Annotated in this window: 16 protein-coding genes; 12 read left to right on the top strand and 4 right to left on the bottom strand. The window is 70.4% G+C overall.

Annotated elements, in window-relative coordinates; genetic code table 11:
* Positions 1-432: SDR family oxidoreductase (locus OWC43_RS14895; RefSeq protein ID WP_393957212.1), on the bottom strand; the 432-nt coding region annotated here is incomplete at its 3' end.
* Between the two features lie 142 nt (positions 433-574).
* On the opposite strand from OWC43_RS14895, the gene OWC43_RS14890 reads away from it, so the two are divergent.
* From OWC43_RS14890 to OWC43_RS14875, 4 genes are all read left to right on the top strand, one after another.
* Positions 575-1,783 (top strand): YihY/virulence factor BrkB family protein, encoded by a 1,209-nt coding sequence (locus tag OWC43_RS14890; protein WP_393957211.1) that lies wholly within the window; start codon positions 575-577, stop codon positions 1,781-1,783.
* 212 nt (positions 1,784-1,995) lie between these two features.
* Positions 1,996-2,409, top strand: a complete 414-nt coding sequence (gene msrB / locus OWC43_RS14885; RefSeq protein ID WP_393957210.1) for a peptide-methionine (R)-S-oxide reductase MsrB — start codon at positions 1,996-1,998, stop codon at positions 2,407-2,409.
* A 202-nt stretch (positions 2,410-2,611) separates the two neighbouring features.
* Positions 2,612-3,796 carry a hypothetical protein gene (locus OWC43_RS14880; RefSeq protein ID WP_393957209.1) on the top strand — a complete coding sequence of 395 codons (1,185 nt, stop codon included), beginning with the start codon at positions 2,612-2,614 and terminating at the stop codon, positions 3,794-3,796.
* Between the two features lie 295 nt (positions 3,797-4,091).
* Positions 4,092-4,361: a hypothetical protein gene (locus tag OWC43_RS14875; RefSeq protein WP_137830131.1), complete on the top strand. Its 270-nt coding sequence runs from the start codon at positions 4,092-4,094 to the stop codon at positions 4,359-4,361.
* Positions 4,362-4,386: 25 nt separating this feature from the next.
* On the opposite strand, the gene OWC43_RS14870 is transcribed toward OWC43_RS14875, so the two are convergent.
* The gene (locus OWC43_RS14870) at positions 4,387-5,289 is read right to left on the bottom strand and encodes a DMT family transporter (protein WP_393957208.1); all 903 of its coding nucleotides are present in this window, start codon (positions 5,287-5,289) and stop codon (positions 4,387-4,389) included.
* Between the two features lie 262 nt (positions 5,290-5,551).
* On the opposite strand from OWC43_RS14870, the gene OWC43_RS14865 reads away from it, so the two are divergent.
* Positions 5,552-5,800 (top strand): hypothetical protein, encoded by a 249-nt coding sequence (locus OWC43_RS14865; RefSeq protein ID WP_393957207.1) that lies wholly within the window; start codon positions 5,552-5,554, stop codon positions 5,798-5,800.
* Positions 5,801-5,806: 6 nt separating this feature from the next.
* Here OWC43_RS14865 and OWC43_RS14860 read toward each other — a convergent pair whose 3' ends face one another.
* Positions 5,807-6,460 (bottom strand): MarR family winged helix-turn-helix transcriptional regulator, encoded by a 654-nt coding sequence (locus tag OWC43_RS14860; RefSeq protein WP_393957206.1) that lies wholly within the window; start codon positions 6,458-6,460, stop codon positions 5,807-5,809.
* Positions 6,461-6,749: 289 nt separating this feature from the next.
* Between OWC43_RS14860 and OWC43_RS14855 the strand changes: the two genes are divergently transcribed.
* The 7 genes from OWC43_RS14855 to OWC43_RS14825 all read left to right on the top strand — a co-directional run bounded on the left by OWC43_RS14855 (position 6,750) and on the right by OWC43_RS14825 (position 13,904).
* Positions 6,750-8,921, top strand: a complete 2,172-nt coding sequence (locus OWC43_RS14855; protein WP_393957205.1) for a glycosyltransferase — start codon at positions 6,750-6,752, stop codon at positions 8,919-8,921.
* A 31-nt stretch (positions 8,922-8,952) separates the two neighbouring features.
* Positions 8,953-9,720 (top strand): glucose-1-phosphate cytidylyltransferase, encoded by a 768-nt coding sequence (rfbF, locus tag OWC43_RS14850; protein ID WP_393957204.1) that lies wholly within the window; start codon positions 8,953-8,955, stop codon positions 9,718-9,720.
* Positions 9,720-10,826, top strand: a complete 1,107-nt coding sequence (rfbG, locus tag OWC43_RS14845) for a CDP-glucose 4,6-dehydratase (RefSeq protein WP_393957203.1) — start codon at positions 9,720-9,722, stop codon at positions 10,824-10,826. Before rfbF ends, rfbG begins: the two co-directional genes overlap by 1 nt.
* Complete coding sequence (locus OWC43_RS14840) at positions 10,823-12,052, top strand: methyltransferase domain-containing protein (protein WP_393957202.1); 1,230 nt, start codon at positions 10,823-10,825, stop codon at positions 12,050-12,052. The genes rfbG and OWC43_RS14840 overlap by 4 nt, the downstream gene beginning before the upstream one ends.
* 184 nt (positions 12,053-12,236) lie before the next feature.
* Positions 12,237-12,770: a dTDP-4-dehydrorhamnose 3,5-epimerase gene (gene rfbC, locus OWC43_RS14835; protein ID WP_393957201.1), complete on the top strand. Its 534-nt coding sequence runs from the start codon at positions 12,237-12,239 to the stop codon at positions 12,768-12,770.
* The gene (locus OWC43_RS14830; protein WP_393957200.1) at positions 12,767-13,684 is read left to right on the top strand and encodes an NAD-dependent epimerase/dehydratase family protein; all 918 of its coding nucleotides are present in this window, start codon (positions 12,767-12,769) and stop codon (positions 13,682-13,684) included. Before rfbC ends, OWC43_RS14830 begins: the two co-directional genes overlap by 4 nt.
* Before the next feature lie 43 nt (positions 13,685-13,727).
* Positions 13,728-13,904: a hypothetical protein gene (locus tag OWC43_RS14825; RefSeq protein WP_171015491.1), complete on the top strand. Its 177-nt coding sequence runs from the start codon at positions 13,728-13,730 to the stop codon at positions 13,902-13,904.
* A 70-nt stretch (positions 13,905-13,974) separates the two neighbouring features.
* Here the strand turns inward: OWC43_RS14825 and typA are convergent, their stop codons facing one another.
* Positions 13,975-15,801, bottom strand: coding sequence for a translational GTPase TypA (typA, locus tag OWC43_RS14820; RefSeq protein WP_137830141.1), 1,827 nt, complete (start codon positions 15,799-15,801; stop codon positions 13,975-13,977).
* Positions 15,802-15,904 lie beyond the last annotated feature (103 nt).

Genomic DNA, 15,904 nt, shown 5'->3' with positions numbered 1-15,904 from the left:
GAGCGCGACGCTGCCGAGGATCGATGACATGAAGGCCAGCGTTCCGCCGGGTGCGAGGGTGTCGGCGAAGGCTTCGGCGAACAGGATAGGGCTCACGGCATTGGTGAGGTAGACCTGGGCGCTCACCGCGCGGGAGACCGCGTGAAGCGGCTTGTCCGATTCGGTCGCCACGCCCGCCACCACGAAGACGAGATCGAACGTCTGGCCGTCGAGCCGCCGATGCAGGGCCGCGACCGACATGTCGTCGTCGATATCGGCGGTCTCGATCCGCACGCCCTTTCCGGCAAGACTCCCCAGATCCGGCGAGGCGGAGCGCTGCGTGGCGGTGACCTTCCACCCCCGTTCCGCAAACTGCTCCGCGAGCCCGAGCCCGAGCCCGCGAGAGGCCCCGACGATCAGGGCGCGCGGCCCGGCTGCTGTCTGATCTGCCATGAATCTCCGTCCGGTCCCTCGCGTCGTACCCCGGCAACGCGCCGGTGCCGCCCCAGGTTACCGGATGGTCGCGGGGTTCGGGAACGGCCAAGCCTGAGCCACGTTGAACCGGGCCATCCCCGTCGACCGAACCGCCCCAGCGATGTCCGCCTCCCCCAGCCCCAGATCCCGGCCGGCCGGAGAGGCCGACGCCACGGCTTCCCCGCCCGCCGCCACCATTCTCTGGACCGTGTTCGCGGGGGTCGCGCTCGTGGCGCTCGCCGCCGCGCCGCGGCGGCCCGCCTCCGTTCCGCTGGACGACGAGACGGGCGGCAAGGACCCGAACGCCCGTCGCGACCGCGCCGAGGCGATCGGCAATGGCGGCGCCCACTCGCACGAGGGCCGGGCCGCCCGCTGGGTGGCGGCGACGCAGCCGGAACGAGGTCGCGACGCCGATCATCCGACGGACATTCCCGCGCCCGGCTGGTGGGACATCGCGGTGCGCGTCTACCAGGAATTCCTGAAGGACCGGGTGATGTCGGTGGCGGCGGGCGTCACCTTCTACTCGCTGTTATCGCTGTTCCCGGCCATCGCCGCTCTGGTGACCTGCTACGGCCTGATCGCCGACGTGAGCACCATCAACGTGCATCTCGCCCTGCTCCACGGCGTGCTGCCGTCGGGCGCGCTCGACATCATCGGCGAACAGGTCAAGCGCATCGCCGCGAAGGGTGGCGGCACGCTGGGCATCACCTTCTTCACCAGCCTGACCCTGTCGCTCTGGAGCGCCAACGCCGCCATGAAGGCGATGTTCGACGCGCTCAACGTCGTCTACGAGGAGGAGGAGAAGCGCAACTTCTTCTGGCTCAACGTCCGCTCGCTCACCTTCACGGCGGGGGCGCTGCTGTTCGTCATCCTGGCGCTCAGCGCCATCGTGGTGCTGCCGGTGGTGTTCAACTTCCTCGGGCTCGGCGACGGAGCGCGGCTGATCGCACTGGCCCGCTGGCCGGCGCTCCTCGCGGTTCTGCTCGGCGGCCTCGCCGTGCTCTACCGCTACGGTCCGAGCCGCGAGCGGGCGCGCTGGCGCTGGGTCGGCGCGGGCAGCGCCGTGGCGGGCGTGCTCTGGCTCATCGCCTCCCTGCTGTTCTCCTGGTACGTCGCCAATTTCGGCAACTACAACGAGACCTACGGCACGCTCGGCGGCGTGATCGGTTTCATGACCTGGATGTGGATCTCGGCGATCATCGTGCTCGTCGGTGGCGAGATCAACGCCGAGATCGAGCATCAGACCGCCCGCGATTCGACCACGCGCCCGGTCCGGCCCCTCGGCCAGCGCGGCGCCCGCATGGCCGACACGGTCGGCGCCGCTGCGTAGAGCATCGTCCGACGACATCGGCTCGTTCTGCACCGAGCCTCTCGGCACAAAGCAGGCAGGGAGTTTCGGCTGCGAAGCTGCCGGATCGACCGGTTTTCGAACGGGTTGCCTGTCCGAAAATCTGGTATGCCAGACACCGCGCCGACGGGCCGCACTCGCGCGAGTCTCGGCACGATCTTACCTGACCCAGCAGAAAACGACCGGAGGACGTCATGGCCGGATCCGATACGCTCGGCTCCCCCGAAACCCGTACGGAAGAGGAGTGGCGCGCCAGCCTCACCCCGGAGCAGTACCGCGTCCTGCGCGAGCACGGCACGGAGCGCGCCGGGACGAGCTGCCTGAACGGGGAGAAGCGCGCCGGCACCTTCTTCTGCGTCGGCTGCGGCGCGCCGCTGTTCGAGAGCGGCACCAAGTACGAGTCGGGCAGCGGCTGGCCGAGCTTCTTCGCGCCGCTGGAGGGTGCGATCGAGACGCAGGTCGACCGCAGCCACTGGATGACCCGCACCGAGGTCCATTGCGCTCGCTGCAAGGGCCATCTCGGGCATGTGTTCGAGGACGGCCCGGCCCCGACCGGCCTGCGCTACTGCATGAACGGCGTCGCCCTCGACTTCGAACCCGCCACCTGAGATCCGGCGCCGGGTTTTCGATCGGACCCCCGCAAATTCCACGGCTTTTCGCCGCCGAGGCTTGCCGTGTGGGTATTTGCGCGCCATCACTTCCCTACGAAGGCCATGGTCAAGACTTGGTAAAGGCTCGGGACCGTCGGCGCCGTCCGCCCCGACAGGATGCGGGCCGCGCCGGCTGCGAGCCGGTCCCGGAGGGAAGTGTATGAGTGTCGTTCGCCGCTTTCTCGTGGCGCCCTCGCTGGTCCGCCTGCTGCGCAAGGAACGCGGTGGGGCCCGCATCACCGAGGGTTACTTCGTACCGCAGGCCGGTCGCACCTCGTTCGTCAGGCTCCAGGGCAATAACTGCTTCCTCGTGCTCGTGACCGGGGCCGAAGGCGCTTCCTCCGAGGAGCGCACCGAAGTGCCGCGCGCCCACGGCGACGCGCTGCTCGACGTCTGCGCCGGCAAGGCGATCTACGAACGCACCGCGATCGGACTGGGCGGCGCCGAAGCCCTGATCGACCGCTTCACGCGCCCCGCCGGGCTCGACCTCGTCAGCTTGGTCTTCGAGCAGGCCGAGGCCGCCCAGTCCTTCACGCCGCCCGTCTGGTTCGGGGCCGAAGTCACCGCCGATCAGGCCTATGACGGCCAATCGATCGCCCTCAGCGGTGCGCCGTCGGTGGGCGAGGTGCCACTCTCCAACGCCGCCCTCGACGCGGTCCTCGACCTGATCGAGCCGCGTTTCGGCGGTGGACGCCCCATGGTCCCGCCGCCCCGGCCGGCCAGCCCGTCCGCGCCCGCCGCGTCACCGCCCAGGCCCCCGGAAGCTTCGAGGCCCGCTCCGGCCGCGACCACCTCGGCCGGGCCGGCCGCTGCCAAGCCGGCGGAGCCCGCCAAGCCGAACGAGGCGCAGGTGCCCGCTGAGGCCTCCACGCCCACGGAAGCCCCGAAGCCGGCAGAGGCGCCGAAGCCGGCCGAGCCGACAAAGGCCGAGACCAACCCGACTGAAACCCCAAAAGCGGCCGCTCCGGCCAAGCCCGAGGAGCCCGCCAAACCGGCCGAGGCTGCGGAGCCGCCGAAGCCCGCCCCGCCGCCCGAGGCCCCGAAAGCCGCCGAGGCTCCTAAGGCGGTGGAACTCCCGAAGGCGAGCGATGCGCCGAAAGCCCCCGAGGCTCCGAAGCCTGCCGAGGCGAAGGCGCCCGAAGCCGCTCCGGCGGCCGCTCCCATCGCGGCGTCAGCGGGCGACGAGCGTCTGCCGCCGGATGCCCGGATCGACGACGTGATCGAGAGCCTGTCCAAGGCGCTCGGCGCGGCGATCCGCAATCCGCAGGAATCGGGCCGGGACGAGGAGGTCACCGAGGCGTTCGAACGCTGGCAGGTCCGCCCTCGCCGTAACCAGCAGACCTGAGACCGATCCGGCGGCGCCCTGCTCCGAACGCAGACGCCGCTGCCGGATGGATCCCCCTCCCGCACCAGGGATCGCGTGCACGAAAGCACGCCGGCACCCCATTTCGCGGAACATCGGGACGGCCCGCCTCACTATCTGTGAGTGCTGTCGATCACTCGACGCAACCCAAACATATCCTCACCGGCCGCCGTTTCGCGCGGAACCGGAATGCTCAAGCTTCGTTGGCTTCCTGTCCGGGAACGGTCGCCGTGCGGCGCCGTCAGACCCGGCTGACAGGGATAGAGGAAACGCCGACATGATCCGTCTCGCCGCCGCCGCAGGGCTGATGCTCTGCCTTCTGCCGCTTGCCGGCGAGGCTCAGGCCCAGGGCGTTCCGGGCGGCATGCAGCGCGGCGCGGCCGAGGGCAATCGGGTCGCCGGGCCGGTCGGCGCCGTGGTGGGCGGCGCGGTCGGCGGCGCCGTCGGTGGCGTCAACGGTGTCCTCGGGATCGATCCGGGCCGGCGCGCTTACCGCACCCGCATGCGCTCGCACCGCGAGTACCGTCACCGCCGTCATCGCCACTGAGACGACGAAGCGGAGGGGCGGCAGATCAGAGCTGCCGTCGCTCCGCGCGCCGCCGCTTGCTGCGGCGGATCAGGCTATCCTCGGCGATGAGAACGAGGCCCGATCCGACGATGATCAGCGCGCCGAGAAGCGTCCACGCCCCCGGCACATCGCCGAACACGCCGTAGCCGAGCAGCACCGACCACAGGATCTGCGTGTAGATCAGCGGCGCGAGCAGGCTCGCGGGCGCCCGCGCATGCGCCAGCACCAGCAGCCAATGTCCGGCGGTGCCGAACAGGCCCACCGCCACGAGCATCCCCCAAACCTGGGGTGAGGCCGGCGCCGTCCAGATCCAGGGTAGGAGCGGCGCCATCAGCGCGAGCCCGGCGAGCCCGGTATAGAAGATCGTGGTGGCACTCGAATCATAGGCCGCGAGCTTGCGCGTCACGAGCACGTAGAGCGCGTAGCAGAGCATGTTGCCGAGGCTGAACAGCATCGCGGGCTTGGCCGCGAGGGTATCGGGCCGCACGATCACCAGTACGCCGACGAAGCCCGCCGCGACCGCCGCGAGGCGCAGGCGCGAGGACCATTCCCCCAACAGCGGGCCCGCCAGCAGGGCCACGGCGAGCGGCGCAGCGAACTGGATCGAGACCGTCTCGGCCAGTTGCAGCGAGCGGAGCGCCAGGAAATTGCACGCGGTGGAGCCGAACAGGAGCAGCGAGCGCACCACCTGCAACGGCAAGCGGCGGGAATGCGCCACCCCGGGCCGCGTGACCGGGTTGAGGAAGGCGGTGACCAGCGCGACGTTGACGGCGTAGCGCATAAAGGTGGTGAGCAGCGGATCGACGCCCGCCCCCGCCAGCCACTTGCCGGTGGCGTCGAGGCTCGCGAACAGGATCGGCGCCACGCACATCAGGGCGATGCCCACGAGCCGGCGCGGATCGCGCATGTCAGCTCGCCCGTTCTCCGAGCCCGGTTCCGCGCCCACGATCTCGGTGTCTCCCTGCGGCTCAGCCGGGCCGTCCTAGAGCATCGGCCCGAAAGGTGAGTACCCGCTTTCCGACAATGCCGATGCGTCAGAAAGGCCGCGCAGACCGATTCCGGCCCGGACGCAATCGTCGTCGGCCCATGCGTGGCGACAGGGTGGGCGACGGAACAGTTTCCGCCGAACGGCCGTTCTCCGCCCCATCGAAGCTGACGAGACGAAGCTCATGAGCAAGCTTGCCGTGATCCTGGCCGGCGCCAGCGCCGCCGCCCTGCTGGCCGGCCCGGCCCAGGCCTATGATTGGGGCGGGGGCACCTGCGTCGGCTACGGCTGCGTCCGTGCTCTCGACGACGGCTATCGCCCCGTGCGGCAGTACCGCAGGGTCGAGGAGATCGAGGAGCGTCCGGTGCGGGTCATCGAGCGTCGCTCGGTCCGCCGGGTCTACGAGATCGACGAGGACGACGACGAGGATTGATCCTCTCTACGGGGTCGTCGCCACGGCGTCGGCGGCGGCGGGGCCGAGCAGGGCTTCGGCCTCGTCGTCGTCCGTCTCTCCGTCCGCGTCCATCTCGTGATCGGCCTCGTGACCGGTCACGCCCGCGGCCTCGGCCAGGCTGCGGGCCACCCGGCGCAGAAGCTTGCGCAGGCGCCGCCGCTCCTTGTTGTCGAAGCCTTCCAGCAATTCGGCCTCGACCTCGTCCCAGATCCGCTCGATCGCGGCCGCCTTGGCGAGGCCCGTCTCCGTCAGGCGCACCCGCACGATGCGTCCGTCACCGGCCTCGGCCCGACGCTCGACGAAACCGAGGGCGGCCAAGCGTGAGATCGTCTTGGAGGCGGTCGGCGGCCGCACCCGCAGGGTCGCGGCGAGATCGCCCATCGTCATGCTGCCGGCGGCAGCGAGCGCCTGCACCACCTGCTCCTGCCCGGCGAAGAGGTCGAGGGCGGCAAGCCGGTCGCCGACGCGGGATCGATGCAGCCGCGCCGCCTGGACGAGCGCCCAGCCGACGCTCTTGGCCGCGGGCGGGCGCAGCCGCTTGACGGTGGCCTTGTCGGGATTCTTGCCCTGATCCGATTTCGAACTCTTCTCCGAGTTCTTGCCGGACGCGGCAAAAGCCTCGTTTGCCGTCGCGGACATGGTCTGGTTTCCTTCGGACACGGCGCGAGCCGGGAGACCGCCCCGAAGCGGCGGCCCGCGCGGCAGCATCTGAAGCCTTGCGATGAAGCTTCGATGACAGAACGCCCGTTCGGGCGGGCTTGCTTCACAAGTTCCGACGGAGGATGCACGGCGCCGGCGGTGGAACGCCCGGCGTCGGACGGGCTCGCGGTCGAGGATATCGGATGCGGCTCATACGGATTCGCCAGGGGCATTGCCCCGGGCACCGGTTCCGAAACCCTGCCCCCGAAGCGCGCGGCGGAGTCCGGTGATGCGGGGTCGCGGAGCGCTCGGCCTGTCGCCCCTGCGCGACCTGCGCGCCCTATCGGCGGGCGATTGGATCGCGACCGGACCCGATCCGGCGCTCACTTTGGGGCCCGCTGCGGCGGTGGCCGCCCTGTCGGGGCGAACGGTCCGGATCCGCTGCCGCCCTGAAGGCGCGTCGCCCGTGCTCGTCGTCGAGGCCGAGGGAATGGAAACGCGCCGCTACCGGTTGACCCCGCACGCGGCTGAGCCCGGCACCGACGATCTGATCCGCCTCCCGGCCGCCACCCGCGCCTTGCAGATCGAGCCGGGCAGCGAGCGGTTCCGGCTCGATGCGGTTGCCGTGGAGCCCGTCGGCCGGGCGGCGGCCGGATTGTTCCGAGCCCGGAAGATCGTCGAACGCTTGCCGGCCCAGGAGCGCAGGCCCCTGCGTCTGCTGCGCCGGGCCCTCGGCCTGCTCCGAACCGTACCGCCCAGCGAGATCCTCCGCCGCCTCACCCGCGCCGCCGCGACCGCTGCCCCGCCCGCGCTCTATGCCGACTGGATCGCCGCGGTGGAGGTCCCGTCGCTTCCCTCGGCGGAGACGATGCGAAGGCTCGTCGAGGCGCTGCCCGACCGCCCGACCTTCTCGGTGCTGATGGCGGCCGGAGCGGGCGACGGGGCGCGTGTCGGCGCCAGCCTCGCCAGCCTGCAGGCGCAGATCTATCCCGATTGGGAATTGTGCCTCGCGACGCAGGCCCCCTCCCCTTCGGCCGACGAGCCGCGATTGCGGCCCTGCATCCCCGACGGCCAAGGCGAGACCGCCGCGCTTCAGGCGTGCCTGGCGGCGGCGCGCGGGACCCATATCGCCGTGCTGGAGCCGGGCGCCGTGCTGGCGCCCCCCGCGCTCCTGGCCTTCGCCCGCCGGCTCGCCGCCGAGCCCGATCTCGACGGCCTCTACGCCGACGAGGATCGGCTCGGCCCCGACGGTGCCCGCACCGATCCGTATTTCAAGCCGGATTGGTCGCCCGAGACGCTGGAGGCCGGCTTCTATCTCGGCCGCCCCACCTTCTATCGGACTGACAGAGTGCGGGCGGTGGGCGGTTTCCGCCCCGAATGCGCGGGCGCCCTCGATTACGATCTCGCCCTGCGCCTCGCCGAGGACGGTGCCCGCATCGGCCATATCGCACAGGTGCTCTGCCACCGCCCCGCGGGTGCGGCTCTCGACGACGCGGCGGCCCTCAGGGCGCTGGAGGCGCGGGTGGCCCGCACCGGTGGAACGGGCGAAGCGCGCCGCCTCGCCGAGGGAAGCTATGCCCTGCGCCGGGCGCTGCCGGAGCGCCCGCTGGTCTCGATCGTGATCCCGACAGCGGGGCGCGACAGCCTGATCGGCCAAAACCGCGTCAATCTCCTGGACAATTGCCTCGCCTCGATCCGAACGCGGACCCGCTACGACGCGATCGAGATCGTCGTCGTCGAGCACGGCGTCCTGCCCGAGCCGGCGAAGGCCGCGATGACCCGGCACGGAGCCCGCGGCGTCGTCTATGCCGATCCGGCCTTCCACTTCGCCGCTAAGATGAATCTCGGAGCCCGCACGGCGTCCGGCGAGGTGCTGGTCTTCCTGAACGACGACATCGAGGTCATCACGCCGGACTGGATCGAGGCGATGCTGGCACTGCTCGCCATCCCCGGCGTCGGGGTGGTCGGCCCGAAACTCGTGTTCGAGGACGGCAGCCTCCAGCATGTCGGGGTCGTCTTCGGCGAGGGCTTTCCCAACCATGTCCGCCGGGGCTTCCCCGGCGACGATGCCGGCGATCACGGGTCGAGCCTCGCCAACCGCAACTACCTCGCGGTGACGGGCGCCTGCATGATGGTGCGGCGGGCCGATTTCGAGGCGGTCCAGGGCTTCGACGAAACCTATCCGGTCAATTACAACGACATCGACCTGTGCCTGCGCCTGCGCGAGCGATCCCTGCGGGTCGTCTACTGCGCCGAGGCCCGCCTGCATCATTACGAGAGCCGCAATCGCATTCCCGTGGTCGATCCGTCGGAGCAGGCCCGCTTCCGCCGCCGCTGGGGCGCCCAGGTCGCCCGAGACCCGTATTATCCCGCCGTCTTCGGCGTCCGGCCACCGGCCTTCCGGCTCGACGCCGAGCGGTTTCCGCAAGCCGCGCGAGGCATGGTAGAGGCGTGGCGATGACCGCGACGATGGAACAGACCGGAGGCGCCCTGTGAAGGCCGTCATCCTCGCGGGTGGACTCGGCACGCGGCTCTCGGAAGAGACCGTGGTGCGCCCCAAGCCGATGCTGGAAATCGGCGGTCGGCCGATCCTCTGGCACATCATGCAGATCTTCGCCGCCCATGGGGTGACCGAGTTCGTGATCTGCCTCGGCTACAAGGGCTACGTCATCAAGGAATTCTTCCTCAATTACCGCCTGCACCTGAGCGACGTGACGCTCAACCTCGGCAGCGGCGACGTGCGCTTCCACCGCTCGGCCGCCGAGAACTGGCAGGTGTCGCTGATCGAGACCGGCGACGCCACCATGACCGGCGGGCGTCTGAGGCGGGTGCGCGACTATCTCGGCGACGACGATTTCTTCATGACCTACGGCGACGGCGTCGCCGATATCGACCTCACCGCGCTCCACGCCTTCCACCGCGCCCATGGCCGGCTCGCCACTCTGACGGCGGTCGTGCCGCCGGGCCGCTTCGGCGCCCTCGACCTCGCGGGCGACGCGGTCCGCGCCTTCCGCGAGAAGCCTGCGGGCGACGGTGCCACCATCAATGGCGGCTTCTTCGTGCTGTCGCCGAAGGTGCTCGATTACATCGAGGACGACGCCACCGTCTGGGAGAACGCGCCGCTGGAACGCCTCGCCCGCGAGGGACAGCTCCACGCCTACCAGCATACCGGCTTCTGGCAGGCGATGGACACGCTGCGCGACAAGAAGCATCTCGAAGAGCTGTGGGCGCGGGGCGACGCACCGTGGAAGGTGTGGTGATGGGGAGCCTGAATCCCGATCCCGCCTTCTGGGCCGGACGCAGCGTGCTGCTCACCGGCCATACCGGATTCAAGGGCGCTTGGCTCTCCCTCTGGCTGGAACGGCTCGGCGCCCGCGTCACCGGCTTCGGCCTGCCGGCCCTGACCCGGCCGAACCTGTTCGACCGGATCGGCTTTCCCCCGGAGGCCTCGCGCATCGGCGATATCCGCGATCCCCAGGCGCTCGGGGCGGCCTTCGCGATGGCGCAGCCGAGCATCGTGATCCACATGGCCGCCCGGGCGCTCGTGCGCCCCTCCTACCTGGATCCGGTCGGGACTTTCGCGGTCAACACGATGGGCACGGTCCATGTGCTGGAGGCGGTGCGCGCCGCCCGCGACGTGCGCGCGGTCGTGGTGGTGACGAGCGACAAGGCCTACGAGAACCGCGAATGGCCCTACGCCTATCGCGAGACCGAGGCGATGGGCGGCCACGATCCCTACAGCGCCTCGAAGGGCTGCGCCGAACTCGTCACCGCCGCCTACCGCGCCTCATTCTTCGGCGGAGAGCGTCACCCCGCCCGGATCGCCAGCGCGCGGGCCGGCAACGTCATCGGCGGGGGCGACTGGTCGCAGGACCGGCTCGTCCCCGACATGGTGCGCGCCTTCGAGGTCGGTGAGTCGGTCGAGATCCGCGCACCGCACGCGATTCGACCCTGGCAGCACGTGCTGGAGCCGCTCGCGGGCTACCTGCGGCTGGCGGAATGCCTCGCGGGCGGGGACGGAGCCGCCTTCGCGGAGGGCTGGAATTTCGGACCGGCGGACGAGGATTGCCGTCCGGTCTCCTACCTCGTCGAGCGGCTGAGCCGGGGCTGGGGCCGGACGATCGGCAAGCCGGCCGAGTGGCACCTCTCGGGAGGGACCCACCCGCACGAGGCGACCTATCTCAAGGTCGATGCCTCGAAGGCCCGTGCCCGCCTCGGCTGGGACCGACGCCTGAACCTCGATACGGCACTGGATTGGACCGCCGCGTGGTACCGCGAGGCGGTCTCCGGGGCCGATCCGCGCGCCCTCACCGAGGCGCAGATCGCCCGCTACGAGGCCCTCGACGCGCCCGGAGCGAAACCGTGACGCGCCCGACCTGCCGCGCCTGCGGTGCCGCCCTGACCCGCACCTTCTGCGATCTCGGCCTGTCACCGCTCGCCAATGCCTACGTCACGCCGGAGCATCGGCATCGGGGCGAGACGTTCCATCCCCTCCACGCCTATGTCTGCGAGGCCTGCTGGCTGGTGCAGCTCGAAGCCTTCGAGAGCCCCGAGGCGATCTTTTCCGATTACGCCTATTTCTCGGGCTTCTCCGCCGGCTGGCTGCGGCACGCCGAGCGCTACGTCGCGGCGATGTCCGAGCGGTTCGGCCTCGGGGCCGACAGCCGCGTCGTCGAGGTCGCGAGCAACGACGGCTATCTGCTGCAATATTTCGTCGCCCGCGGCGTGCCCGTGCTCGGCGTCGAGCCCGCCGCCAACGTCGCCCGCGCCGCCCGCGCGCGCGGCGTGCCGACCGAGGTGGCCTTCTTCGGCCGCGAGACCGCCCATCGCCTCGCGCAGGCCGGCCATCGGGCCGACCTCACGGCCGCCAACAACGTGCTCGCCCACGTTCCCGACATCCACGATTTCGTGGCGGGCTTTTCGGAGATTCTGAAGCCCGAAGGCGTTGCGACCTTCGAGTTCCCGCATCTCCTGCGGATGATCGAGAGCCGGCAGTTCGACACGATCTACCACGAGCATTTTTCGTATCTCTCGCTCGGGGTCGTGGCCGGCATCCTCGCCCGCCACGGCCTGCGGGTGTTCGATGTCGAGGAATGGCCGACCCATGGCGGGTCGCTGCGCGTCTTCGCCTGCCGCGAGGCCGCCACCCATGAAACGGGCGCGGCGGTCGCCCGCGTGCTGGAGGCGGAGCGGGCGGGTGGCCTGTTCGACCCGTCCGGGTACGCCGCGTTCGGCGGCGCCGTCGCCGACATCAAATGCGCGGCGCTCCGCTTCCTGATCGAGGAGCGGGCGGCCGGCCGAACGGTCTGCGCCTACGGCGCGGCGGCCAAGGGCAACACCTTCCTCAACTATTGCGGGATCGGCCCCGAACTGATCCGCGCGGTCGCCGACCGCTCGCCGCACAAGCAGGGCACGTGGCTTCCCGGCAGCCGCATTCCCGTGGTCGCGCCGGACGCGCTTCTGGCGATGCGCCCCGATACGGTGCTGATCCTGCCCTGGAACCTCAAGGACGAGATCGCGGACGAGATGGCGGCGATCCGCGAATGGGGCGGACGCTTCGCGGTGGCGATTCCGGAACTGACGGTGTTCTGAGGATGGCGCTCATCCATCCCCTCGATCCCCCCTTCCCCCTCATCCTGAGGTGCCGGAGCGCAGCGGAGGCCTCGAAGGAGGGCTCCAGCGATCGCGCGCGAACGGGAGCCCTCCTTCGAGGCCGCTTCGCGGCACCTCAGGATGAGGGGGTGGGGGGGGTCGGCCTTCGCCGCGGGCGGTTCGCATGATCTTTGAGCCCCTCGAACTCCCCGGCCTCTACCGGATCAGCCCGGAGCCGCATGCCGACGCGCGCGGCCTGTTCGCCCGCACCTTCTGCGAGGACGAGTTTTCCGCGCACGGCCTCACGGCCCGGTTCGCCCAGTCGAGCGTGTCGTTCAACGCGAAGCGCGGCACCGTCCGCGGCCTGCACTTCGCGCGAGACCCGCACGCCGAGACCAAGCTCGTACGCTGCACCGCCGGCGCGATCCACGACGTGGCGGTCGATCTGCGGCCCGGCTCGCCGACCTATCTGCGGGCGCTCGCCGTGACGCTCTCGGCGGAGAACCGGCACGCGCTCTACATCCCGGCGGGCTTCGCCCACGGCTTCCAGGCGCTGCAGGACGCCACGGAGGTCCTCTACATGATCGATCGGCCCTTCATGGCCGGCGCCGCCGACGGCCTGCGCTGGGACGACCCCGCCCTCGACCTGACATGGCCCGCGCCGGTGACGGTGATCTCCGAGCGCGATCGCACCTATCCCGACTGGACCGGCCGGTGAGGCGCGTCCTCGTCACGGGCGGGGCCGGCTTCGTCGGACGGCCCGCGGTGGCGGCGCTGATCGCCCGCGGCTTCGAAGTCCACGCCGTCGGCCGTCGCCCGGCCGAGGGTGCCCACGCGGTCCACGCCGCCGACCTGCTCGACGCGTCCGCCCGCCGCGCCGCCGTGCGGGCCGCCGGCGCGAGCCATCTCCTGCATCTCGCCTGGGTGACCGAGCCGGGCCGCTACTGGCAGGCTCCCGAAAATCTCGACTGGACGGCGGCGAGCCTCGACCTCGTGCGCGCCTTTCGCGAGGCCGGGGGCACACGCGCCGTCGTGGCGGGGACCTGCGCGGAATATGATTGGACGGCGGCGTCTCCGCTCTCCGGCGGCGCGGGCCGCGCCATCGACGGCCGCTTCGGCGAATCGGCTCCATGCCGCCCGGCCACGCTCTACGGCGCCGCCAAGGATGGCCTGCGCCGCGTCGTCTCGGCTTACGCCGCGAGCGCCGGATTGTCGCTGGCCTGGGGGCGGCTGTTCTATCTCTACGGCCCCGGCGAGGCGCCCGGCCGCCTCGTCGGCGATGCGGCCCGCGCCCTGCTGGCCGGCCGGCGCTTCGCCACCAGCGAAGGCTGCCAGCGCCGCGATTTCCTGTCCGTGACGGAGGCGGGAGAGGCCTTCGCGGCCCTGCTGGACTCCGAGGTCGAAGGCCCGGTCAATATCGGATCCGGCGGCGCCGTGCCGGTGCGCGCGATCCTGGAGACCCTCGGCCGGCTGACCGGCCGCGGCGACCTGATCGATTTCGGTGCGCGCCCCCTCCCCCCGACGGAGCCGGCCTGCATCGAGGCCGAGATCGAACGCTTGATCAGCGAAGTCGGCTTTCGCCCCCGTCTGACCCTGGACGAGGGCCTGCGCGCCGCCCTCGCGCAGCCATGACCGGACGCGTCAGGGCCTTCCCGGGGCAAGGCCCGACACCCATGTGCCGACGATGAATGCGGTGCTGAGCCTGTGGGCGGCCTATTGGGCGGCGATCTTCGCGCAGGTCGCCCACCTGCGCAGCCAAGAGGACGGCGTCGGCGCCGTGACCTTCGCCCGCATCGCCGGCCTGCTGCTCGCGGCGGCGCTCGGCTTCTTCCTCAGCGCGCATGCCGGCTGACGCGCAACGAAAAGGCCACGGAACGCTCTGAGCGTCCCGTGGCCTCAATGGCTCCGGCTCTGAAAGAGGATCAGGCCGAGAGGGCGTCCTTGGCGCGCTCGGCGCGCTTGCGGTCGTTCGGGTCGAGCACGGCCTTGCGCAGGCGGATCGACTTCGGCGTGACCTCCATCAGCTCGTCGTCCTGAATCCAGGCGAGCGACTTCTCGAGCGTCATCCGGATCGGTGGCGTCAGGCGCACGGCCTCGTCCTTCGAGGTGGTGCGGATGTTGGTGAGCTTCTTGCCCTTGAGCACGTTCACCTCGAGATCGTTCTCGCGGTTGTGCTCGCCGACGATCATGCCCTGATACACCTTGGCGCCGGGCTCGATCATCATCGGCCCGCGATCCTCGAGGTTCCACATGGCGTAGGCCACCGCCTCGCCCTTGTCGTTCGAGATCAGCACGCCGTTGCGGCGGCCGGCGATCTCGCCCTTGTAGGGCTCGTAGGCCTTGAACAGCCGGTTCATGATCGCGGTGCCGCGGGTGTCCGTCATCAGCTCGCCCTGGTAGCCGATGAGGCCACGGGTCGGGGCATGGAACACGAGCCGGAGACGATTGCCGCCGGACGGCCGCATCTCGATCATGTCGGCCTTGCGCTCCGACATCTTCTGGACAACGACGCCCGAATATTCCTCGTCGACGTCGACCACGACCTCCTCGACCGGCTCAAGGATCTCGCCGTTCTCGCCCTTCTCCAGGACGACGCGCGGCCGGGAGACGGCGATCTCGAAGCCCTCGCGGCGCATGGTCTCGATCAGGATCGAGAGCTGCAGCTCGCCGCGGCCCGAGACGTAGAACGAATCCTTGTCGGCGGCTTCCTCGATCTTGAGCGTGACGTTGCCCTCGGCCTCCTTGAACAGGCGGTCGCGGATCATGCGGCTCGTAACCTTGTCGCCCTCGGTGCCGGCGAGCGGCGAATCGTTGACGATGAAGGACATGGTGACGGTCGGCGGATCGATCGGCTGGGCCTGGATCGGCTCGTTGACGGCCGGATCGCAGAAGGTATCCGCCACGGTGCCCTTGAGGAGACCCGCGATGGAGACGATGTCGCCCGCCTCGCCCACGTCGATGGGCGCGCGCTCGAGACCGCGGAAGGCGAGAATCTTCGAAACGCGGCCGGTCTCCACGACCTTGCCGTCGCGCGAGAGCACCTTGATCGACTGGTTCGGCTTCACCGTACCCGACGCGATGCGGCCGGTGATGATGCGGCCGAGGAACGGGTTGGCCTCGAGCAGCGTGCCGAGCATGCGGAACGGACCCTCCTCGACCTTCGCCTGGGGCACATGCTCCAGCACGAGGTCGAACAGGGGAGCCAGACCCTCCGACTGGTCGCCGTCGGGCGAGGTGTTCATCCAGCCGGAGCGGCCCGAGCCGTAGAGGATCGGGAAGTCGAGCTGCTCGTCGGTGGCGTCGAGGGCCGCGAACAGGTCGAACACCTCGTTCACGACTTCGTTGATCCGCGCATCCGGGCGGTCGACCTTGTTGATGGCGACGATCGGGCGAAGGCCGATCTTGAGGGCCTTGCCGACCACGAACTTGGTCTGCGGCATCGGGCCCTCGGCGGCGTCGACGAGCACGATCACGCCGTCGACCATCGAGAGGATGCGCTCGACCTCACCGCCGAAATCGGCGTGGCCGGGGGTGTCGACGATGTTGACGCGGGTGTCCTTCCAGACGACCGAGGTCGCCTTGGCCAGGATGGTGATGCCGCGCTCCTTCTCGAGGTCGTTCGAGTCCATCGCCCGCTCCTCGACCCGCTGGTTCTCGCGGAAGGTGCCGGACTGCTGGAGCAGCTTGTCGACCAGCGTCGTCTTGCCGTGGTCGACGTGGGCGATGATGGCGATGTTGCGCAGCTTCATCGGGGTTCTCGAAGGGGGCGGACAAAACCCGGCCATAAGGCGGCGTGTCGCGGGCCGTGGTCGACGGTCGTGACGCCAAGATACGAATCGGGCGGTATCGCGT

Source organism: Methylorubrum sp. POS3, from assembly GCF_043352485.1.
Lineage (GTDB): Bacteria > Pseudomonadota > Alphaproteobacteria > Rhizobiales > Beijerinckiaceae > Methylobacterium > Methylobacterium suomiense.
Note: the sequence above shows the minus strand (reverse complement) of the source record. Positions and strands in the feature narration are given on the sequence as shown.